10 protein-coding genes are annotated in these 21,964 nt (G+C 60.9%); 7 read left to right on the forward strand and 3 right to left on the reverse strand.

Going from position 1 to position 21,964, the window contains the following annotated elements; genetic code table 11:
- Positions 1 to 3: 3 nt before the first annotated feature.
- The gene (locus GOW09_RS18910) at positions 4 to 1,122 is read right to left on the reverse strand and encodes a tyrosine-type recombinase/integrase (RefSeq protein ID WP_171120078.1); all 1,119 of its coding nucleotides are present in this window, start codon (positions 1,120 to 1,122) and stop codon (positions 4 to 6) included.
- 126 nt (positions 1,123 to 1,248) lie between these two features.
- On the opposite strand from GOW09_RS18910, the gene GOW09_RS18915 reads away from it, so the two are divergent.
- Both GOW09_RS18915 and GOW09_RS18920 read left to right on the forward strand, forming a co-directional pair.
- Positions 1,249 to 2,133: a DUF1403 family protein gene (locus GOW09_RS18915; RefSeq protein ID WP_171120053.1), complete on the forward strand. Its 885-nt coding sequence runs from the start codon at positions 1,249 to 1,251 to the stop codon at positions 2,131 to 2,133.
- A 2-nt stretch (positions 2,134 to 2,135) separates the two neighbouring features.
- Positions 2,136 to 2,735, forward strand: coding sequence for an SMC-Scp complex subunit ScpB (locus tag GOW09_RS18920; RefSeq protein ID WP_171120054.1), 600 nt, complete (start codon positions 2,136 to 2,138; stop codon positions 2,733 to 2,735).
- On the opposite strand, the gene GOW09_RS18925 is transcribed toward GOW09_RS18920, so the two are convergent.
- Entirely contained in the window at positions 2,732 to 4,084 is a 1,353-nt protein-coding gene (locus GOW09_RS18925; protein ID WP_253285097.1) for a hypothetical protein, read from the reverse strand. The genes GOW09_RS18920 and GOW09_RS18925 overlap by 4 nt on opposite strands.
- 203 nt (positions 4,085 to 4,287) lie before the next feature.
- On the opposite strand from GOW09_RS18925, the gene GOW09_RS18930 reads away from it, so the two are divergent.
- The 5 genes from GOW09_RS18930 to GOW09_RS18950 all read left to right on the forward strand — a co-directional run bounded on the left by GOW09_RS18930 (position 4,288) and on the right by GOW09_RS18950 (position 21,327).
- Positions 4,288 to 4,932 (forward strand): M23 family metallopeptidase, encoded by a 645-nt coding sequence (locus tag GOW09_RS18930; protein ID WP_171120056.1) that lies wholly within the window; start codon positions 4,288 to 4,290, stop codon positions 4,930 to 4,932.
- Between the two features lie 127 nt (positions 4,933 to 5,059).
- Entirely contained in the window at positions 5,060 to 6,517 is a 1,458-nt protein-coding gene (locus GOW09_RS18935) for a MotA/TolQ/ExbB proton channel family protein (RefSeq protein WP_171120057.1), read from the forward strand.
- Positions 6,514 to 7,125 (forward strand): hypothetical protein, encoded by a 612-nt coding sequence (locus tag GOW09_RS18940; RefSeq protein ID WP_171120058.1) that lies wholly within the window; start codon positions 6,514 to 6,516, stop codon positions 7,123 to 7,125. Before GOW09_RS18935 ends, GOW09_RS18940 begins: the two co-directional genes overlap by 4 nt.
- On the forward strand, positions 7,125 to 7,838 hold the full coding sequence (locus GOW09_RS18945) for a hypothetical protein (RefSeq protein ID WP_171120059.1): 714 nt from the start codon (positions 7,125 to 7,127) through the stop codon (positions 7,836 to 7,838). Before GOW09_RS18940 ends, GOW09_RS18945 begins: the two co-directional genes overlap by 1 nt.
- Positions 7,819 to 21,327 (forward strand): hypothetical protein, encoded by a 13,509-nt coding sequence (locus tag GOW09_RS18950; RefSeq protein ID WP_171120060.1) that lies wholly within the window; start codon positions 7,819 to 7,821, stop codon positions 21,325 to 21,327. Before GOW09_RS18945 ends, GOW09_RS18950 begins: the two co-directional genes overlap by 20 nt.
- On the opposite strand, the gene GOW09_RS18955 is transcribed toward GOW09_RS18950, so the two are convergent.
- Entirely contained in the window at positions 21,302 to 21,946 is a 645-nt protein-coding gene (locus GOW09_RS18955) for a hypothetical protein (protein ID WP_253285099.1), read from the reverse strand. The two genes, GOW09_RS18950 and GOW09_RS18955, sit on opposite strands and share 26 nt — an antisense overlap.
- Positions 21,947 to 21,964: the final 18 nt, after the last annotated feature.

The raw sequence follows: 21,964 nt of genomic DNA on the forward strand, positions 1-21,964 counted from the left end.
GGATTAGAGTCCAGCAGCCTTGGTCAGGTTCACCCGGAACCGATCCCGGCGGCGCTGGTAGCGGCGGGTCATCTCGGCCGAAGCGTGCCCGAGCTGCTTCTGGACATAGCGTTCATCGACCTCGGCGGAACTGGCTAGCCCGGCGCGCAAGCTGTGGCCCGAGAACAGGGCGAGGCGGTCTTTCTCGGGGAGTTCTGCGCGGATGCCGGATTTCAGCACGGTCGCCTTGATAAGTCGTGCGACATGTTTGTCTGACAGGCGCGCTTCCAAGGCCTTTTTTCCATCGCGAGTGGTCCGTACGAAGACAGGCCCGAAATCGATCTTGGCGAAATGCAGCCACTCATTCAGCGCATGCACCGGACAGGTTTGGTCCGAAGATCCGCAGCCGATCTCTACTTCACGCCAGCCGGTCTTGGCATTCAGATTCAGCACTGCGCCGTTATCGAGGGTTTCGATCCAGCCACCCGAATCCAGGGTGTCATCCTTGCCGACATCGAGGCTGACAATTTCTGAGCGTCTGAGTCCACCGGCATATCCCAGGAGGAGGATCGCCCTGTCCCTGAGCCCTCGCAGGTCGAAACCCAAGGTGGCGACCATGGCGAGGATATCCTCGGGCAGGATGGCCTCTTTCTGCACTGGCGGGCGGGCATGTCTGCGCTTGATCCCGGCCAGCACGGTCGCGATATGGCGGTCCTTTCGGTTGAGGGTGAATCCACGCTGCGCGTAGTTCCAGGCAAGTCCGGACAGGCGGCGGTCTATCGTACTGACGGAAAGAGCAGGGGAGGGGCCTGTCGGCGCGGCGAGATCGGTCAGATACAAGCCGATCATTTCCGGCGACGGGGGGAGGGGGTCTGTTCCCTTGAGCCTGCACCAGCGCGTGAAGTGTTTCCAATCGGCGGCGTAGGCCTTGTTGGTATTCTCGGCCGTCGAGGCCCTGGCGTAGTCGCGCGCCGTGTCGACCAGCCGGTCGAGGGTGCCGGAGCCGGCGACATGCGCAGGTAGGGTGATTTGATCGCCCCCATAAGACTCTCTCTCGTCACGCTCGTCTTCGTTTGACGCACCAGAGGACGCTGAACTCGAAATCTTGGGCTCTGGGGGCTGGTTTTTTGGTGTTTCTTCCATGCTTCGAAGCATACTTTAAATATGTCCGATAATTCAACATTATTGGACATAGATAAGAGCGACAAGGTGGGGCGGTTTCTACACTATATTGTGGTGGAAAGCGCCGCCATGGGATAGTCTTGTGGCATGACATACGCCCGGCATGATCACATAGACGACCCTGACACCCTACCTCGGATGCCCTCTTGGGTCACCTCGACACGCGCGGAAACCCTTGAAGATGTGGCCTTTTTGTCAGGTGCGGCGCTCAGCCACCTGCATCTTGTGTTGAACCTGGAAGAGGTCCCCCAGAGCTTGTTGCGTGAGAGGTTGGCGCTACGTGCGGCGGAGGCCTGCGTTGCCCATTCAGGGCGGCCAGAAAGGGTAGGGGAGCTGCGGGATGCAGTTCAACTGCTGCGCCCCGGCGATTTGCCGGGACCCGCAGGGGAAACCTACCTGTCCTGGCGGCGGGCCGTGGAGCGGCCGACCTCGGTTAGGGCGCTGCGTCGCGCCTTGCCTACTATCGAGGCTGGGCAGATTGCCGAATGGCTGGATGTCGGGCAGGGCGCTCCGGTGACCCGCGCCGCGATGGTGTTGGAAACCGTGTTGGCCGACGTACCGCGTCAGGATGTGGCGGCATTGGTTCTGGCGGATGCCGCGCTGGCACAGGCGCTCGGTTGGAACTATGTCCTGCCGTTCCTGGCGCCCGGTCTCAAGCGGACCGACTTGAGAAAGGGCGGCACAGAGCTGGGAATGGCCTGTCATCGTGCCGTGACCAAGTCGGCAATCGAGGTCGTACGGCTTGCCTCGGAACTGGAGCGCCGGACAGCGCATTTGAAAGAGGTCGCGCCAAAGCTCCGGGCCAAGGGCGCCGGGGACGCCGTTGATATGTTCCTGGCTCGCGATGCCGTGGCCCCTTCGGCCTTGCCCTTGCCGGATCGCGCCGCGCGGCGGCTTTGCGACCGGCTGGTTGACCTCGGCGCGATCTATGAACTTACGGGTCGCGATACCTTCCGGCTCTACGGGGTGTAGAGATGGCCAAAGACCATGCCGAACCCGACCTTGATAGAGAGCTCGAGGAATTGCCCACGGAATTGCGCTGGCGCGAATGGATGCGCCGGATCGAGGCGGTTCTGTTCGCCTCTGCGTCACCAGTATCGCGCGAAGACCTCGCCCGCGTGGTGGGACAGGAGGTTTCAGTAGACCTCCTCGTCGAGGATCTCGTGGCCGACCTTGAAGGAAGAGCCTTCGAACTCGCCGAGGTCGCAGGTGGTTGGATGTTCCGTACACGCGCCGCCTATGCTCCCGCGATCCGGTCGGCGGCCGACGTTGGAGATCAATTGCTGGACTTATCCGAATTCGACGTCGCGGTGTTGGCCGCCATTGCCTACCACCAGCCGATCACCCGCGATGGGCTGAAGGACATATTCGGCAAGGAGATCAGTCGTGACCTGGTAGGTCGATTACATGACCGGGGCCTGGTTGGAACAGGACCCCGTGCGCCCCGGCGCGGGGCTCCGTACACGTTCGTGACCACCGAGCAGTTCCTGGTCACCTTTGGGTTGGAAACCCTACGCGACCTACCCGACCGTGAGCAACTCGACGATGCCGGTTTCTCTAGCCGTGCTGGCTAGCCATCTCGCGCGTCGTGCTCGTCTTCGAGCGTGACAATGCTTTGCGAAACGAAAGGGTGAAAGTCGGGCAACAGTGACATGATGCTTCCGTCTTCTTGGAGGAATTCATGCGCCGCCCCCGCTATGAGACCTGGATCAAGTGGAATACGTGCATTCGGGTTGTGTAGGACCACCATTCCCTCCACCCATGTCTCGGTCGATCTTGGCCCAACTTCTTCTTCGAACGGTGTTGGAAAGGGGGCCTGCGAATTGTTGTCGTTACGTTTCATTCCCATGCGTACCATCTTGACCCGCGGATCGCCGAACCCGGCCGCTATGCCCAGTCGGTTGAACTTGGTGATGGTGCCCTGTGGATTGATCAAAACGGCACTGACGTTCTCGGAACCCGCGAGGTCAAAGAACCCAGATTGCGCCCGTTTCCTTCCGTGGCGGTGCGTACCAATCCTGGCAATCTTGCATTCACCTCCCTCCATCCAGTGCCGTACTCCGAAGACGTATTCCGTGGCCGCGGGCGTCAGGTACCTCATGGAACCCTGGAGATGAAAATCCTGCACGGCGATACAAAAGGGAATGTCCCCGGTGCCTGCTTGTTCCCAGTAAGGTGGCCTGTGATTGAGCTTTGACCTGAGAGCCGTGGAAAGCCGGATCGGAACGTAGTTCTCGAGGTATGCCTTGAATGCCTCGGGATCTTCGGGCACCGCGTTTGGCCCAGCACTGGATGGGTTCACGCTCGTGGCTTCGATGGCGAGACTTCCCTGGTTTCCCCGTAAGACGAAATCAGGGGTCGGACCTTGGCCCACGCGAACGAAACCAAGCTCGTTGAAAGTCGCGAATAGGTAGAGTTCCCAGAGCAGGGAATCCCAGCCAGCCGCTTGGAACTTTTGCACGAAGTTTCCATCTACGTCTTCGTGGTAACGCATCATGGCCGCGATTATTTCCCGTGCGGGCGAGTACCTTCTGTCTTCGAGCAACATGCGGAAGGACGGGTGGAAACGATCCTCGTCGATCACGGGCACAAAGAAATCAACGGCGGGGCCGGTTTCATCGCCCTGGTGAAAGGCCTCGTCGGGCTTGGCCGCGTTTAGTGCCATGGCTTGCATGAGCGCGTCGTAGGCTTCGCGGGAAGTCGCGTAAGAAGTGTTGGCTTGGACCGCCCGAAACCGATCGGCGGCATCGCGCCCGAAAACCGCCCAACCGTAGTCATCGTCAACCCGGTCCCAAACGAGCGTGCCGAGAACGCGCTCTCCGGGATCGCTGAACCAATCCAATTCCTTCGTTAGCAACGTGATCGCGGGATGCCGCGTGTAGCCCGCCAGGGCCTCGAACCGGCGACGATCCAACTGGGTCATTATCATTTTCTCGATTCATGTCCCTGCTAGTCTTTTGCCAATCGAGACATTCGATAGACCCCGGTAATCCGTCGGCCATGAACGTGTAGGCACCATTGAAAGCAACCCTCTTCAAAACCCAGGGTTGACTCGTTTCGCAACGAGTGCCCTAATAAATTCGTTTTAACAACGGTAAAAAACTAGTCGTTTCATGGAAATTCATTATGAAGAAGAGAATAGGGTTATTTCTTACAGCCATTGTCGCGTTTTCGTGGATGGGAACCGTACAAGCCGGGACTAACGCGGATTACGCTTCGGCCAATATCAATGTTCCCGATGGCGAGATTTGCCAACCCGACGACGTGATGAGGGCACTCAAGGAACGTTTCCTTGTTGCCCCGGTAGACCTAGAGGTTAGGGGCCTGTCGAACAGAATTCCCCTGCAGCTTGACGACGTAGGCTCCCACGGCGAAACACGCGTTGGTGCGGACGGGCAACCTAGGTTTCATGCCGGTACCGATTTACTCGCGGATGAGAACGAGCCCGTGTTCGCTGTTGCCGATGGCCTCGTCGTGGCGGAGGGGAATAGCAACATACTCGGCAACTACGTGATCCTCAGGGTGCTCGTCGCGGTTCCTCCGCTGAAGGCTTGCGTGAACGATTTCTTATATGCCCACCTATCCGAAACGGCCGGGTTGTCCGGCAAAGAGGTAACGGCTGGAACTACCCTTGGCAAAGTTGGCCGGACCGGGAACGTCGCGGGGACTCCCACGCACCTGCATATTGAATATTGGACGAGGAGCTACCTTTCGGGCGCGCAGAATCGAAAGGATTGGACGCGCGACCTGATCGACCTCTTCTCCTGGTAAAGGTTGTCTAGCCGCCTGCCGGCGGCCGGAAAATGGCAAAACGCATGAGAACGGGGCTGCCGTTTGTTTTTACCCGAATTCCCATGTCGGGTGTCGCAATTGGCGTGCTGAATAGGGGGGCAGGGCGATGAGACACGCGATTCTGGGGCGTTCGGGCGATCGGGGAAAACTGGAGAGATGGTTCAAGCGAAGCAGGCGGCAGTTCCGGTACCTGAATGTCTTGGGTGTGGCGCTGCTGTCACTGTCCTTGTGGGTTGCAACGTTGATCACTCTGTTCCTGCTCCTTGCCTATCGTCCAACCTTGGACACCGCTCCGGACGACGCGTTGTTCGCTTACACTGGCGGCATACACTTCTATACGGTCGGATCGGCGCCGGCCCGAGCCGTGGTCATGGAAAACAGGTATGCGGCGCACGATTTTACCGAATACCTCGCGCGCACTGCGGGGCTCGTTCCAGCCGCCTGCACGGTGTCCGATAGAACGGTCCGGATACCCTATGTGCCGACTGGGTCGGGCGAGGTTGCGGACGCTGCGGATGGGGGTACTGGCGTCGCGCGGTCGGTCCCACCCGATACGACCTTGGCGCCCGGCCTGCTTGGCTTCTGGATGGGTGAGGACACCCGGGAAATGCTGGGCGGCTGTCAATGGCGCGGCGAGCCCAGCAGCATTCTGGCTGTCGTGTCGCCCGTCGGTGCGGTGCAGAAGCTGACGCTTTTCCTGATGATCCTGGGGCTGGTCCTCGTGCGCAAGGGCGCGCTGCAAATCCGGATGGACGCCGTGTGTTTTCCCGGTCGATCCAGGGCAAGAGCTTGGAAGGAAAGTCAGATTCAGGACATCGAGATGATCGTCCATCCGGTTCTGACCCCGCCGGACGGGGATAGCGAGATGCTGCCATTGTATCCTACCAAGCCGATTTCGCTGGACGGGGCATCCGCGGCCCGCGAAGAAGTCGTCACCTATCGCAACAATGTCTATTCGACACGGCTTGCCATGGGTGAAAACCAGCTTCGTCAGCCCTTCGACCTGATCCTCAACGTGCTTGATTCCGGAGTCAAACACCGCCGGGTCGGGCCGATGACCGACAGGATCGCCTCCGCCATTTTCGATTTTCGCGAAAGGATCGGCAACCGTTTCTGGTTTGTCGACTATATCCTGTGGTTCCTGCCGACGATCGGGTTTCTGGGCACCATTTACGGGATCAGCGTCAGCCTCGTGCGGGCCAAGGGCTTGTTCGACGAGGAAAACGAGTTTTCCCAGGTCATCCGGCAGGTTGTCGATGGGTTGGGGGTCGCCTTCGACACCACCTCGATGGCGCTTATCTGTTCTGCCATTCTCTATTTCTTCCTGCGCCGGACGGAGGCGAAGATCGGGCCGTTGGTGGACCGCGCGGAAGAGACTTTGACCGAATTGCTGGTGGGAGCAGTCGTGGATACGGCGGCAACGGCGCCGACGGAAACCGAAGGGGAAAATCAGGACATCCTCGTTGAGGAAAACGCTGCCGAAGTCGAAGAAGTGGAAGAGGCGGACGCACCCGCCGACGTGTCAGGGGAGGCCGCTGGTGGTGAACCGCGGTCCGGCGAATGATTGACGCGCGCCGGGCCCGCAAACCCAAGATCCGGCCAGAGGTGTTCGGGTTATCTACTCTGGACACTGTCACCTGTGCGTTGGGCGGCTCGATCATGCTGCTTGTCATGTTGGCGGCCGGTACCATTCCCGAAGCGCCCGTTGCTCTGGTTGACATCCGAAGGCTTTTTCAGACCGGCGCCGGTACGGACGGCTTGACCCTGGCTGAACAGAGCGAAGTGGAAGAGGCCGTTGAGATTCGCAATCTCGCGATGATCTACATTGACACCGGGAACAAAACCGTCCTGAAACTGAAACCGGCGCGGTGCACGGCGTTGGAGCCGAGTATCATCTCGATGGCCGGTGCGAAGGTGCAGTATTCCCCGACGCCTGCTGGCCATCAGCATGCCTTCGCGATCTGGCCCGAAAATGCCTCGACGATCAATTGCGGCAATCTTGCGCTGGAACTCGATTTCGACGCCCCACCTGGGGGCTGCCGGATCACATTGGTTTCGGGAAACCACTATCAGCTAAGGCCCGACGACGGTCTCGGTTACGTCACGTGCCCCCAGAGGATCAGATTGCGGAGCAATGGCCAGGGTGTCTTCCAATTTGACGGGAGGCCGTGATGCAACGCGCCAAGGTCCAATTGCCCTGGATTTCCATGATGGACCTGCTGTTCGGCCTCTTTGGCGGACTGATCATCCTGGCGATGATCATCACGCTCAAGCTGGGCCAGAATGCCGGTATTGAATCTCGTCCCTACGCGCTGATTACCGTCTCGGTAGTTCCGGCGGCCGCAGGGGACACGGGTGTGCAAGCCGTGCTCGAACGCATGCACCTTGCCTTCGATGTCAAGAGCCGGGTGGACGCGAGCGGACCCGTTTGCCTGTTTAGTGCGGCCGCCGACTACGGCGATTGCGAAGATTTCGAGCGCGAGCTCGACGGTGCGCCCGTGCGCTTTTCCACAAGTGCGAAGGGGACATTGTCGGCAAGTCTGTTCATCGGCTCGGTCGAGGACACTCTACCCGCGACACACATTCGCCCTGCGCTACGCGATATTGCCCAGTTTTTGGGCGGCCCTGCAAATTACGAGTCGATAAGGGGCCAAAGCATTCAATTCCGGCTCAGCGTGAAATTCGGCGGGGCCTTTTTTGAGCCGACATTCGCGCCAATGACGATCGAGCACCTCATCGAGCTGGCATCTGCCAGCCCGCATCTGGGAAAGGACGTGCCGATCGTACCCGAGGGCACTTTCGATTGTTCGAAGGCCCAAAACCAAGCCGCAAGGGAAGCTTGCGCCAGGCTGAAGGTGATGCCCGATGGTTTCGTTTTCGAGTAGTTTCAAAAAGTTCGGCCGTGTTGCCACACTCATACTGGCTTGCGGTACGCAGCCGGTCACGGCCGAGATCCTTCCCGGCACGGCAGAACGGATCACCCAGCTCAGCCAATCTTTCCATCGGCTCGGACTTCCCGGCAATTTTCCTCAGGCATCGGTGATCGCGACGGACATGCTGTTTGTCCTCGAAGAGTTGGAGCGCCTTTCCGGCCTGGTCGATGTGGTCGGCGAAGACCTCTCCATCTGTGGAATTTCGGATGGATCGGGTGGCTTGTCGCTTGACGTGTTGGGCCGCCAGGATTGTCTGACCGTCCTGCTTGGCGCCGAGCGTGCCCGGTGGCGCACCGCGGCGGAATTGTCGGCGCAGGTTCATCTGCTGGCGCGCGACTCCTTGATCGAGTCCCTTCCACTGGAAGGCCTCGAGGATCTGGAAGAATCCGCTCGCCGTACTGCCAGGGCCTGGTGGCGCGAGGCCGGCCCAGCAACGCTTGAGGCCTACGCCCGGATCGGTCGCGAGTGGATCAAGCACGTCGAGAACGACGTGGAGGAGGAGCGGGAAAGAGCGAAAGCCGAGATTTTGGATGCCCTCGACCGGATTGCATTGGAACCCGGCGCGCTGCAGCTGCGCCAGGTCCTGACGCAAACCCCCGTACACGAGACTCTGCGTGAGGCCTTCATGCCCTTGGTGGAAGAGGCGACCGGACCGGGGGGGCAGGCCGCCAAACTCAAGGCGGCTGCGCGGTTTGCGGGGGCGCTCGACAGTCTCATGTCCCGTCAGATACGCGACATCTATGGGCAGGACGCGGCTGCGACTTGCGCGGCGCTCCGGCTCAGAAAGATGACGTGGGACGACAGATTGCCGCCGCTTGGGAAACACTGTCGCGCGGCCATCGCCCTGCTTCAGGATGTTGACGAGGGCGCGGGTGTTGCAGATGCAGAAGCGTTTCAACAGCTTCTGATTCTGGCCTTCGAGGAACGCATCCTGACGATGCGGCTCTTGCTGGCGAAGCTTGGCCGCGTGAACGCGTTGGAAGGCGAAATCTCTTGCTCCGGCGTCATGGGCGCGCTCAACGCATCGCTGGACGACCGTGGGCGCAGACCGTTGGGGCGGCAAAGTCTCGACCAAGACCTGATCGATCAGGCGGCTGGCGGTTTTGCCCGCTTATCGGCTGCCTGCCTTGCAAATTCCAGCGCAACGTTACTCTCCAGAAGTTGCCAGGCAGGTAGCGAAGCCGTTCGGGCAGAGGCAGTGTTCGGTCGCATGCCTCCACGGATCGCCGAGCGGTTGCGCCCCAATTGGGACGCTCTGGTAGAGGCTGCCGACACCGCTACACTCGCACAGTTTTGCGATGATCCGGTCGGGTTTCGAAATGCTGTCGCCGCAGGCAAACTCGACCCGGCACAGGCGGTGGTGGAGGCCGTCGAAGAACTTGCCGCCACGGCACAGGACGTGACACTGAATGCCAGCATTTCAGAGCTTCGCCCCTTTCTGGACGGCTATGAACTTCCGGTTCAGGTGTTCAGCGACATTGTCGATCGGCTCGATCTGCTCTGCACCGAGATCACGGATATTCTGCCGTCTGATCCTTCGGACGCCCCCGATCGCGCCGAGCCGCTTACCGCGCAGATGTTGCGTGCGACGCTGGTGGATGCCGGAATTCTCACGTCAGAGGGCAAGCGGCCTCCGGAGTTGACAACGCTTTGCGAGGTCTTGTCACGGAAGGATCGTCAAAGGGACGGCACCCCGTTGGATGTCATCCTGACAAGCGCTCTGGCGGATGTGGAGGATACCACTATTTCGGCCGACGAGGCCGCAGCCTGGGCGCAAGGCGTCATGGAACGGCTGAACAAAGACGGTGACCGTTTGGCCACGCGATTGGCGGCAGGGGTGGCCGTTGCGAAGGGCGTGGACAAGGTCAGGCAGACCCTTTCCTTGACCGATTCGGCGGACGGCGATCGCCGCTGCAACGCACCCGGACGTGATGAGGCGCCACAGGATGCGCCCGCCTCGCTCGCCCCGGGGATCAGGATCGCCGATTTCAGCTCCAGTCTGGATACATCGGGCGAGGTGTGGAGCGTCGGTGTTTCCGCGACGGTGAACCTGGTCCTCTGCGGTCCGATCGCGCACGGTCAAGGGGGCACCGAGGGTGCCGTCGACGGGGGGCAGATGCAACGGACGCTTTCGCTCGGACCAAAGGACGACAAAGGCGAAATTATCCCGGTGAAGGCCCCCCTGGCCCTCGCCCCCATCCCGCTGGATGGGAATGCCAAGGCGGATGAAATCGTCGAGGCGATTGTGGCCGGTGCACGGGATGCTGCCGCGGACATTGAAATCGACGAAGAGGTGCTGCTGGACGCCCTGGCTGAATATCTGCGGGTCGCCGGGATCAGCGACCTCAACGTGATCCGAAGTTTCGAAGCCAGTAGCGCGACGATTGAATGGGATGAGGGTGGCTGGGTGCGCGTGCGGACGACGATTGCCGCGCCGCGCCCGGATGACATCGGGATGACTGTGCCGAATGTCGAGCTGTGCCTGCTGCTTCCCGTCTTGGCCGTGAATGACACCGACGAAGACGCCGATTGCATTCCGATCGAGCACCTCGAGGACCGAATAACCAAAATTCTGGTCGAACAGATCGCCAGACCGGTCTTTGACAAAGTCCTGAGCGACCTCGGCATCTCGGTGCAGGGAGCGTTCAGAGAGGCGGGCATCACCCCTGACATTAGCATCGGTTACGCACGGACCGATGGTGGGTACGCTCCGACGGTCGTTTCAAGGATTGCCCTCAAGTCGGAAGACCTGAATGCGCTTGCGGGCGTCGCCGCTGCCGACACCGAGCCTTTTCAGGATGCGCTGGTCATCAATGTCGCGATCCAGCCTGACGGCCAATATGACGTCACGGTGGATCCGCCGAGGCTGAACGACAGCTTTTTCCTTGCGCTGCTACCCGACCTCGCGGAGACGGGTTTTCTGCGGCTTTCACGCCTGTCCAGACTTCCGGATGGGGCGCGCGCATCGCAGAGGGACCGATGCGATCCAATACCGGCGAACGCAACCGAACCGCAAGCGGGCCAGCCTGCTATCGGGGTCCCGAAGGAGGCCGTCCGGCGCATTTACCGTCTGGCCCTGACCGAAGAAGCGCCTCTGTCCGGTGTTCTCGGCTATGTCTGCGCAGAGATCGGCTCGACGCCCAGCTTCGTCGCTCCGCAGAGCGGCGAATTGCGCACGCCCGATGAAAACTGGCGCTTGGTGTTTCAGACAGGTGACAAGGTCGAATTCGTCGCGAAGGATGACGAAGGCTCGAACAACCACCTGCTTCTAGAATTGGAATTACGGGTGTCGGACCCGGATTTCCGGAAATTGGACGGGAAGTCGGTTGCTGTCGAATTTGACCTGACTACGGGGGCATGGCGTCTGCCAGCAGCGGCCCGGGCCAACCGCGTCGCGTATGCGATGATCGAAGAGCAGTTGAGCCGCCAGTTGCCGCAGGGCGTGCGGGTGTACGGTGTGGAGTTTTCCAGCGATGGCATCAAGTTGCGACTGGCTCCCCCTGATGCGGATGACATCGTCGCCATTCTCGCCGATGGAACGTTGTCCGATGTCGATCTCAGCGGGCTGCGCGACACGCTGAATACGGCATGTGAGGGCTACGCGCCCTTCGTGGGGCTGGCCCGGATGATCGAGACCGGCGAGGCGCAAGACGAGGTGCCCGGTTGCGAAGGCATGTACGATCCGCTGGTCCACGACATGACCATGCGCGGTGCGGATATCTCGTGGAGCTGCGCCCCCATCAGCGGCAACTCGAAGCTTCTGCGGACATGTGACATCGTTTTCGATGATGAACTGACGATCTGCGAAACCAAGCTGAATATCGAGGTCAATTGGGACAACGCACGCAATCGTGCCTTCGAGGATGGCGAATTGATCGAATGTCTGGAGGATCACGTCGGCAGCATAGTTCCCGAACAGCTGGGGCCGCGGATCGCGGTCGGGCGCCCCGGCCTCAGCCCGGATTGCCTGGCCGCCCCGGCGCGCTGTCGCCTGACCACGGAGATCACGGCTGATTTCTCCGACGCTTTCGATGACCTCGACACCGATCAGCTCGGTCTGGCTGGTCTCGGACTGGAGGCGACAACCTGTGGCCAGCTGAGCGACGATCTGGTTGCGACACTGCACGCCGAGTTTGGTCTGGACGGCACCAGCCGCTTCCGCTTTTCCGGTGCCGAGGGCGACTTCGATGCGGTGCTTGACCAATGCGCCGCCGACCTGTCCCTGGCCGTCGCGGAAGCGGCGTTCCGGGAAACCCGCGCTGACGAGACGCTTGATGAGCTCTGGGACGAAGTCTCTCGTCATGGACGGGAGCTGCTTGCCGCGACATCGGCCGAATTGACCGAGGTCACGGGAGAGACCGTCAGGTGTGAGCTCGCGCTTCGCGACGGTGGCACGCCTTCGTGCGACGCATTGTCAGAAGAAATGCTGCAATCTGGCACCCTGCGCGGTGCCCACTTCGTGAGTGATTTTGTCATCTTCGAGACCAAGGTCGAGGTGCGTGTCGGGTTCGCCTTCGAGTTGGCGGCGCTCACGCCCGAGAATTTCCTGTCCGGGCGCACCCAGCCCGAAGAGGTCTGGAAGGGTTTGCGCGACAGCGCCAAGGTGACATTCGATCTCGGCTGCAAAGATCAGACGAGTTCGGAATGCCTGTCCGGCATCGGGCACAAGCTGGCCGAGGAACTGCCGGAAGGTTTCGTTTCCTACGAGGGCGGATTGCAGATCGAACCTGGCCCTGCGCGCACCGCGATCAAGATACCGCTGAGGATAAGATACGAGGATTTCGGCTTGGACCTGCCGGTGGTTGTCGACTGCGGGCTGGAGACTCCGAGGTGGAACGACATTTCGCTGAGCTGCGCGGCCGACCCCGATGCGGTCATCCTGGAAGCCGTCGCGCAGGGACTACGCGCGCTAGTCCCCCTTGAGATGGATCTCGGGCTCGCCTCCATCAGTGTGTCTGATCCGGAATACAAGGCCGACCGGGGATTGGTGATTATGAAGGCGCAGGCCAGTTTCAAGGGGTTGGATGTACTGCCGCAGGGTTTCGATGAAGCTGGGGGCGCCGTGACCATCGACCGCGATCTGAGGCCGAACATCGAAATCGAGTGGACTGAGCTGGTCAATGGCGCCAGTGAGCATCTGGCGGATGCCGTGAACGGAGTCATCGGGGATTTCCTGCCCGTCGAAATCGTCAAGATCGAAATTGACAGCACCGATGCCAAAACTGGGATTCCCGACAAGATCGGTATCGAAAGCCAGGCCAACATCATCGAAGTGATCTCTCTATCCGCACCAAGGCTGGTGTTGTCGGAAAGCGGGCTGGAGGTCGAGGGCCCGAACCGGTTTTCGATCGAATTGCCCGATGGCTTCTCGATCCCCGTCCCGCCGATCGCCATCTGCCCCAATGGCGGGGCCATCGAAGACAAGGAACTGACGCTCAAAGCCAATATTACGATCGGCGAATGCACCGCCTCCGGCATCCTGAAATTTGCCGGTTCCGTTACGGTCTTCCTTGATCGGCCGAAGGTCGAGACCCTGGGGCGGCTGGTGGTGCTCACGGTCTTGCCGCTCGGTCACAGCGAAGGCGTGTTCGATCTCGGCAAACGTATCATCAGCCATGAAACCGAGATCGGCGGCGTTATGTCCGACATTATTCGGATGCGCACGATGTTCGTCGCCAATGGCCAATTGATGACCGTGAAGGCCGAAGGTGACATCGACGTCTTCAAGACACGTGTCGGAGAGGGGGTGTTCGACCTCGACCTGAGATCTGGTGTTCTGAACACGGCCTTTGAGGCCGACATCGGAATTGCCAAGGGCCAGGGGTTTGTCCGTACCGAAGCCGGGTTTTCGCGACCCGAAGCCGAAATCGACGGCAAAATGGGGATTGGCGGGTTCCCGGTCTTCGGGACTTACATCAAGGCGCGGGCACGGTTTGCCAAGGTCGGTATCTCGATATTCGGCCTCCGACTCGCAGTGGCGTTTCCGGGCCTCGACCTTCTCGATCCCAGCAAGATCGCCGATCTCCTCAAGGACCTCCTGACGCCTAACTTCGAGAACCTCGATGAGGCGCTCGAGGCGCTGTTGAGCGGCAATATCACGATTAACCCGTTCGCGGATTTTGGCTCCGGGGGCGACGGGATGGGCGATTCCTCGGACGGCGACGCAGGCGAGAGCGCCGGAGGGGACGGCGCGTCGGACGGCGGGGAAGGAGATCCCGGTGAGGGATTGGGTAATGAGGAAAACCCGTCCGAGGCGGAAAACCCCGCGGGACCGCCGACACCTGTCCCGCCGGAGGGTGTGCTTGCCGGTGGCCTGGCTGGGACAGCGCCCGCACCGCTCTGGTTCGAGATCGATGAGACGACGGAGTTTGTGCGCATCGGAACGGGAACACAAGGCGGGGAGGATGAAAAGGTCGTGGCACTTGCGGTCCATGACTCGAAACACTTCGACACGTCCGGGACGCGCCAAGGCAAGACTCTCGTGTTGCTCGACCAAGGATACACGCAGATTTTGGAAAGCGCGCCCCATGCGGGGCCGCCATGCGACATCGCCGCGCAGACGGACAGGATCGTGGTCGTCTATGCAGGCACCGATGCGCCCCGGCAGGGCATGTACGAACTCTGCCGTCTGCGCGACATCAATGGCACGCCGGTCACCGAGAGTTTCTTTGCACAGGCCGACGCCGAAACACTGAGCGATGTGGCGGCCCTCCAGGATGCGCTTACTGCTGAATTGCTCAGCCGCAGTCAGCTGGATGGACATGACCATCGGCGCCTCCTGCTGAAGGCGCGGCTGATCGCTTCGGGCGATCCGTCGGGCCTGCGCGGAGCGGCCGCGTTTCAGCGCCCCGGCGAGCTTCTGGTAGCGATGCGCGGCAAGTTCAAGGAGAGCAAATGTGGTGGGCAAGCCGAGCCGGACCCGGCTGGTGAGTTGGCTCATCGGATCTATCTTCTGAAAGGGTTCCGCGCCGCCGATCTCGACGAACCCGCCACCGTTCTGAGGGCCGTGCGTTCCGTCTGGGGATGCGAGCCGGGGGCCCTGGCGCGGTTCGACCCCAAGACCAGGGAGTTGGCGACCTCTTCGGCGATCAGTCGGGAAGGGGACAATGGGTTCGACATCGTGGCCGTGCTTCCGGATGTCGAAACCCCGGAAGAGCCCACCTCATTCTGGGCCGCCACGTTGGTTTCGCAGGTCGAAGAACGCAGGGAAGAGCAACAGGAGCAGGAAGAACAGGACAGGAAGAGCAAGCAACTCCGCGAAGACGTCGACCAATCCGCGGCGCAGGGCCAGTTGGTTGCCCCGGCGTGCGAAGTGGGGTGCACGCCTGTGACCGTCAGCTTCCAGACGGACGGAGACGGCTGCCTCCTGATGATCGGCGCCACTCCATACCCATTCGCGAAAGACGGCGACCTTTTCGGGAATGACTGTCGACCGGCGCGTCCCGAGTTCACTTGGCTCGATCTGTTCCCGACACCTTTTGCGGTTCTGGCCGCCAACCCGGAAGCGGCGCCCGCCACTATAACGCTGGGCCAGTTCGCCCAGAACCGGCTGGACAAATCCGGCGCGCTTGGGTTCGGCGTCGTGCTGCAAAAATACACTTTCGCACAGCACAATTTCCTTTCCGGATTGCCGGGGCTGGTAAACCCGCGCGGGGCAACGCTGGGGCAATTGCAGAGCCTCTATCACCCATCGGGCGCCATCGCGGCGGTCCTGCCCGGCACAGATGGGCGCGACAGTTACTGGCACATCCTGAAGGGTGACGCCTGGTTCAACCTGGGCTTCTCCGGCTCCGACCTCGCGCCCGACCGCGCGGCGGCCTTGCTCCCTCATCTGGCACCGAACACAACCGGCGCGCAGATCCGCAAGAACGGTGATGTGTTGCTGGTCACCTCCGGCGCCCATAAACTGCTCGAATGGATCGGCGACAACTGGCAGCTTGTATTCAAGCTGGATCAAGACAGATGGCAAGCGCGGTTTAGGGATCACGTCCTTACGCATGTTTCCGACACGCTAGCAGACCCGACGTGGACGCGGGACGGTCGCCCTGTTCCCTATAACGAGAGAATTGGCGGCTGGGGCTTCACGGCGGTCGACAGAGACAGTGGCGATGGTGAGCTGATCCTCAAACGGGTTTCGGCACCTGACTACGAAGCCGCGTTGACCCCGCTTGAAACGTGGGGTGGTGCGGACAGGTTCGATGAATTCCCCGAGGGCAATCGGTTCTGGTTCAAACTGGACCTGCCAGAAGAGATGACCGGGTTCCGGATCACATCAGTTCATGACACCGCAGACAGCGTCATTTGCCTTTTTGACGCAGGCCTGAATCGGCTTGCCGGAGACGATGACAGCCATACCAAAAGACATTCGGCGCAACTCGACTATCGCATCGACCCGTCCCGCAGACCTGCGTGGCTTCGCATTACGGAGTACAATAACGATAACGCGCTGCCCTCGGATCTGACGGTGGAGCTCAGTCCGCTCGAAAATGCGGAAACATCCGGCCACCCTAATGAGCAATGCGACGAGGTCTCGCCCGAAAAGACGGAGCTGGATTTCTTCGGCGAGCTTTTCGTCCGAACCACAATCAAAGGGTTGGGTGCTGCCAACGGTGATCCGGCGATGTTGGCCACGCTAGCGAAGGGGATCCTGTCCGATGAATTGCCGAGTGCGTTCGATCTGGTTGCGGTGCCCATGGGAGACGGGCATCAGAAAAGCTTCGTGATGGTTCGCGAAGACGATGCGCAACGGATCCTGAGACCGGACGCAGATAGCCTTGAATTCATGCCTTTCCTGCGGATCGAGGGCGATCAGGCGCCCAATAAAGGAACGCTCATCCGGGCTGTGAGCAAGGTCTTGACCCGGTTCGGCACCACGGAAAGAGTGCTGTCGGGGCAATCCATCGAGGTCGAAGGCGTCAACGCCTGGAGCGTGACGACAGCGCAGGATGGCCAATCCAGGCAGTTTCTGTTCCTCGAGCAGGACGAAAACGTGGCCACCGTCGATTTGCGCCAGCCCAATGCAGAGCCGGCACTGCTGGCCAGGCTTGTCGATTATGTGGTCCTGAACGGTTGGCCGTCGGTGTCCGATGCGCAGGTCGATCCACTGATCCTGGAGGTGCGCGGCGAGGATTGTGCGACGGCAGTCGGCGCATGCCCGCGCCGCTTCGTGCATCTCGAACCCGGGGAAGAGGTGGCGTTTCCCGAAGTCGTGATAGGCGAGGAAGCGTTCGGCAGCTCGATCTATTCGCGCTGGCTCGAAGTGTTTTCCGCGACCGTTGCGACGCGACGCGACGCGGTTTTTAACCGGGATGCCTATGAAGGGATCAAAACGGACACGATTGGGGCGTTCCGGTTCTTGCGCGATGGTCCGATCTATTTGGTAAGCGACGCAGGATGGGCCTGCGCGAACCTGACCGGGTTGACCGTCCGCAGCGCCGAGATGGCAGAGGTTCTGTCGTCCATGGCAGGCAAGCTCGACGCCGATTGGCAGGACGGCCCGGCCCTTCTCTGCGATGAGCCACATTTTAGCATACAGGCGGGCCCTGCGGGGACGCCGGATGCCGTACTGCTGACGCAGTTTGCCGCGGATGGCCGCCTCCGCATGATGAAGGTGCCGCTGCGCAATCCGGCCGCTGCGACAGTGATCGAGCCGACCGAGAGTCTGCCCCTTCCCTTGGCGATGACCGTCCGGGACGATTTCGCTGCGCGCACCGGGGCGCTGGGCGTCGGTGCGTTCTCGGGTATGGATCTGCTGGCTGAAACCGAACTGGTAGATGGGCGCGACATCTGGGTCTTCGGCGATGGCAGCGTCGATGTCGGGTCTGGCAACTCGCTGGCCGCATGGTCAGTTGCGTTCATGAATCCGAATCCGCTCGCAGGTACGGCAGACGATGAACCTCAGTTGCTGCCCTGCTTGTTGACCGGCGTCAGCGTCGCGTTGCCGCAAGGCGCGGAAGGCAATACCAGCGTCGTGGAGGCCGCAGTGGAGAGCATCCGCGAGGCGCTGGTCGATGCGGACACGTGCCATGGCGCGAACGGTGCCGTGATCAATGTCTGGCAAAACCCGGATGGCGGCTATTCCGCCTTCTTCCAGGAAATCCTCGACTTCGGTGCATTGGAGGAGGGGCCGGGCACCGCCGATATCTTTGTTGCGAGTCTGACGACACCCAGAATCCGAGCCGACGTGTTTCGCATGCTCGACGATCGGCGCCGCAATCTGCACGTGGCGGGCACGAAACGCAAGATCGTCGCGACGTTCGGCGATCAAAAGATCAAGGTCGATTATCGTGTGATGGAAGGCCTGTTCGAGACCGAGCAATCAGACCTCATGCGTCTCTTGGTCGAACGTCTGGATGCGCTGAGCAAGACGACACTGGAATTGGGCTTCACCACGCTCGATCTGGTCTGCGCCTCTGACGCCGAATGCGAGACCTTGGTGGGGAGATGGAGCGCCGGGGCCTCGGTGGCGCTGCAATTGAACGCGGGCGGCCGGGATGTGCGATCCCTGGCGATTGCCCTGAATGCACGACCCGCGATTGACGCCGCAGTTGCCCTCGCGCAGCGGTTCGCTACGCCGGAGGGCGCGGTCTACGAGGTCTTGACTCGGTCCGAACGCCTGTTGGCCGCCGAAGTTCGCAACGGCGACGTATGGCTCCGCGAAGATGCCAGCCAGGGATGGCAAAAGTTGGGAGTGTTTTCTCGGCGGCCACCGGGCGCGTCGGCAGGAACGATCCCCTCAGTCGGGGAAGCGTCGATCCGGGATGCGGCGCTGCGCCGAATACTCAAGGTGGCGCAACCGTTCGAACCTCCGGAATGGTTGGTGAAAACGGGCGCGGTCTCTTCGCCTGCTGGGCTCGCCATGTCTTTTGAACACCGCCGGGGGCCCGGGAACCTGACGATGTGGGAAACCATTACGGCGCGCAGTTCTGTCGGCCCGATCTACTGGCGCGCGGCAGGCAGTCCCTTGCCCGTGGCCTTAATCATCGCCCACATCGAAACCGGCAGGCTGAAGGGCGGGCGAAAGGGGCTGTGGCTCCCCGACAAGGACGCTGACGAGCCGCAGTTGATTGCGCCGCTCTCCGCCACGCCGAAACAAACGCTCAGCATCGCGTCGTTGCATGCCGTTGAGGGCGCGGCCCTCGTGCCCAGGGTGACTTTCCTGCCAAACTGCGAGGGTACTCCCGATCGGTTGCAAAATCTCGTGCGGGGATTGTCGCGGCTCAATGGCGCAGCATCAGCGACCTGCACCTCGGTGGGCGGCGACATCTCGCTGCTCGTTTCTGCCCCCAGAATATCTGAGGGTCTGGTCGCTATGGTGTCGGGCTGGCAGTGGTTCGATGTCTCGGACCTCGGGCAGGAGCGGGAAGCCAACATGCGCGCCTTTGCCCTGGCTGTTTCGGGACAGAGCCCCGATGTCGACATCAAGCTGGCCCAACGGGAGGGTCGCGTTCTGGCATTGGCCCAGAGTGCCAGGGTGTGGTGGAAAACTGCCGGCCGCGACGTTGCCGAGCTGGGGCAGTTCCACGATGTCGATACGCGAGAGGACAAGCATCTGATCTTGCTGTCCCGTGTTGCCGGGATGGAGCTGGCGCAGCCGCCGCAGGATGCGCGTATCGTCAGGACGGCTCAGGTCCTGAGGGCTGACCTGATGCCGACGCGGACGGCAATCCTCGGCGGGGTCGGGATCATCGACCTGCGAACGTTCGAGCCACGGTCCGCGCCGCTCCCGTCGCTTCCTGATCACTTCGCGGAAGAGGGAACCGTCCTTTTGCGTCAGGACGGATCGTTCCCGGTGTTGTTTTGGCTGGATGCCAATGGCGCGGTATCGGGCGAGTTTTTCATGCGTGACGTGGATCAGGCCTGGCAAGCCATGGGCGACCTTGCCGCCGGTATGTCGCACACCGACGCGCGAACGCTCGCGGATATGCTGATCTATATTGCAAAGCAGTACGGCCGCCCGCCGGAGTACCTGGGCCGCACCGACGATGGCAGTTTTACCGCGTGCCAGGATGCGGCGCACGTCGGGAATGTCGATGTGTTCAAATCACGCACGGGTCAGGGCGTTGCGGTCGTGGAGGTCGAGAACACCGATTGCAGCCAGCTCCAGACAGATATGAGTCCAAGTATCGGCGCGGCATTCATGCAGTTGGAAACGCCCGCTTGTACCGGCAGCAAAGCCCTTTTGTTCAAGATCGGATCAAGACCCTTCCTTGGGGTGCAGGCAGGCACCGGCCCAACCGACGCCGGTTGCCTCTTTGCCGAAGAGGCCACGGGTGATTTCACTCTGATATGTGATCGTTTCCCCCTTATGCACCCGGCACGCGACCAACTCGTGGTTCTGTTCCAGACATCCATGTCGTGCGACTTGCAGGCGTTGTCGGCGACCCACGCCTTGGTCGAAAACGCCAACGGCGGGTTTTTGGCGGTTTCAAGGCATGCCTCAAGAATGCTTCGGCTGGTCGACACGGATCCGGGACATGTCCGCCGGAACGCCACGCCGCTCGTGAACTGGGCTTCGGGCCTTTCGTCGAACTGCCGGTCGGAGTTAACGGTGATGGACCTTCGCCCAGCGACCGATGACACGCTTCTGGAAGAACCGTGTCGCGGCCTCGACGTCCTCGACGGAAACGGTCACCAGACATTGGTGAATTATGTCCCCGCGACAGGGGTTCCGCTGGCCGAAGAGATATTGGGCGAGGTCGCCGATTTGTTCGGTGAATTGCGCGACCTGGCACCGTTGGAGTCATTGCCTACGTCCGAGGCCCTACTGATCCAGCTGCGCCACCGAGATATTCTGGTGCTTTCCAAGGACAGCCCTGTGATGAGACACAAGGCGCCCTTGTCGGCCTCGACTATGCTGCTTGGCAAGATAGACGGTAAGACCGATGACCTGACGCATGTGCTCTATCAAAAGGTTGCGGACCCTAGTAATGGCGGCGACGCCGTGCATGTTGCAGCGTTGTTCACGCCTGCGGCGCCCCTGCCGCTCAACGAGGCGCTCGATCCGGCAGAACATACCATCAAAAAGACATTGGCATGGTCGAACGGCCCGGTTCAGCCGATCAAGTTGGGCTTTGCCTTGTTCGAATCCGCCAAGATGACCTCTGTTGCGTTCGAATGGTTGAAGCAGCAGACATTCGGTCAGACCGATCTCGCCAGAGCGTGGCTTAACCAGGAGGGCCTCCCCGAATTCTACGTGATACGACGCGGAGACCTGTTGCTGTTCCGTCTGATCGACAACACGCAACACCGTCCTTGCACCAGGCTGGAACTGACAAATGCACAGAGTATTCTGGAAGACCTCTCAGTGAAGCCGCAGCCGATCGGCTTTTCCTCATCCTGGCCGGGTTCGGCAACGATCGGCGAGCCCGGTTGGTACGCGCCTTTGAGCCAAGACCCGCGCCTTGCCTTGTATTTCAGTCTCGACGCGAAGCGGTGCTGAGCTGGAGACAGGCGTGCCAAAACGGCGTCTTCCAATAGGTCTCGTCGGACCGTTTCGTGCTCTTGCGTGTCTCCACCAGAAAACCGATCCAGCTCAGGGGCCGTAAGACGTGGCTGAATAGAAACCCCGCGTGATCGTAGTATTCCCGATCATAGACGCCGTACTTTTCCAAGCCGTAGAGCGTCTTCACCAGATGCGGCTCGGTAAGGCCTTGCTCCGCCTCGACATTGATGATGTTGAGGAAGATGTCCCAGTTGCCCGGTGCGGTGAACTCGGACCGGGCGGTGCGGGCGTGATTGTAGCGAAAGAGGTAGGTCTCGGCGAGGTCGGCGAAGAAGGCGCCACGGTTTGAGGCCAAAGTTTTGGCTTTCTTTGAGACCTGGAACTTGCCCTTCAAGTGCCGACCCAGCTTCATGACGATCATGAGGTCATGCACGACCATGGCCGGTGCGACATCCCATTCATTGAGCACCTTGTTCAATCGCAACAGTTCCTCTGCCTTGTAATCCGGCCAGGGCGAGTTCGCCGCCATCCAATGCGCGAACTTCCGGTTGAACGCCTTGGTCTGTGTCAGCCCGATCCCGCCGTGTGTGTCGGCATAGGCAAAGGCGAGCTCCATGGCCCGAAGCAGTCAGGA

The sequence above is a fragment of the Ruegeria sp. HKCCA5463 genome (genome assembly GCF_013034175.1).
In the GTDB taxonomy this organism is placed as follows: domain Bacteria; phylum Pseudomonadota; class Alphaproteobacteria; order Rhodobacterales; family Rhodobacteraceae; genus Ruegeria.

Coding starts and splice junctions, on each gene's coding strand:
- GOW09_RS18910 (WP_171120078.1), bottom strand. CDS start 1,122: ATGGAAGAAACACCAAAAAACCAGCCCCCAGAGCCCAAGATTTCGAGT.
- GOW09_RS18915 (WP_171120053.1), top strand. CDS start 1,249: ATGACATACGCCCGGCATGATCACATAGACGACCCTGACACCCTACCT.
- GOW09_RS18920 (WP_171120054.1), top strand. CDS start 2,136: ATGGCCAAAGACCATGCCGAACCCGACCTTGATAGAGAGCTCGAGGAA.
- GOW09_RS18925 (WP_253285097.1), bottom strand. CDS start 4,084: ATGACCCAGTTGGATCGTCGCCGGTTCGAGGCCCTGGCGGGCTACACG.
- GOW09_RS18930 (WP_171120056.1), top strand. CDS start 4,288: ATGAAGAAGAGAATAGGGTTATTTCTTACAGCCATTGTCGCGTTTTCG.
- GOW09_RS18935 (WP_171120057.1), top strand. CDS start 5,060: ATGAGACACGCGATTCTGGGGCGTTCGGGCGATCGGGGAAAACTGGAG.
- GOW09_RS18940 (WP_171120058.1), top strand. CDS start 6,514: ATGATTGACGCGCGCCGGGCCCGCAAACCCAAGATCCGGCCAGAGGTG.
- GOW09_RS18945 (WP_171120059.1), top strand. CDS start 7,125: ATGCAACGCGCCAAGGTCCAATTGCCCTGGATTTCCATGATGGACCTG.
- GOW09_RS18950 (WP_171120060.1), top strand. CDS start 7,819: ATGGTTTCGTTTTCGAGTAGTTTCAAAAAGTTCGGCCGTGTTGCCACA.
- GOW09_RS18955 (WP_253285099.1), bottom strand. CDS start 21,946: ATGGAGCTCGCCTTTGCCTATGCCGACACACACGGCGGGATCGGGCTG.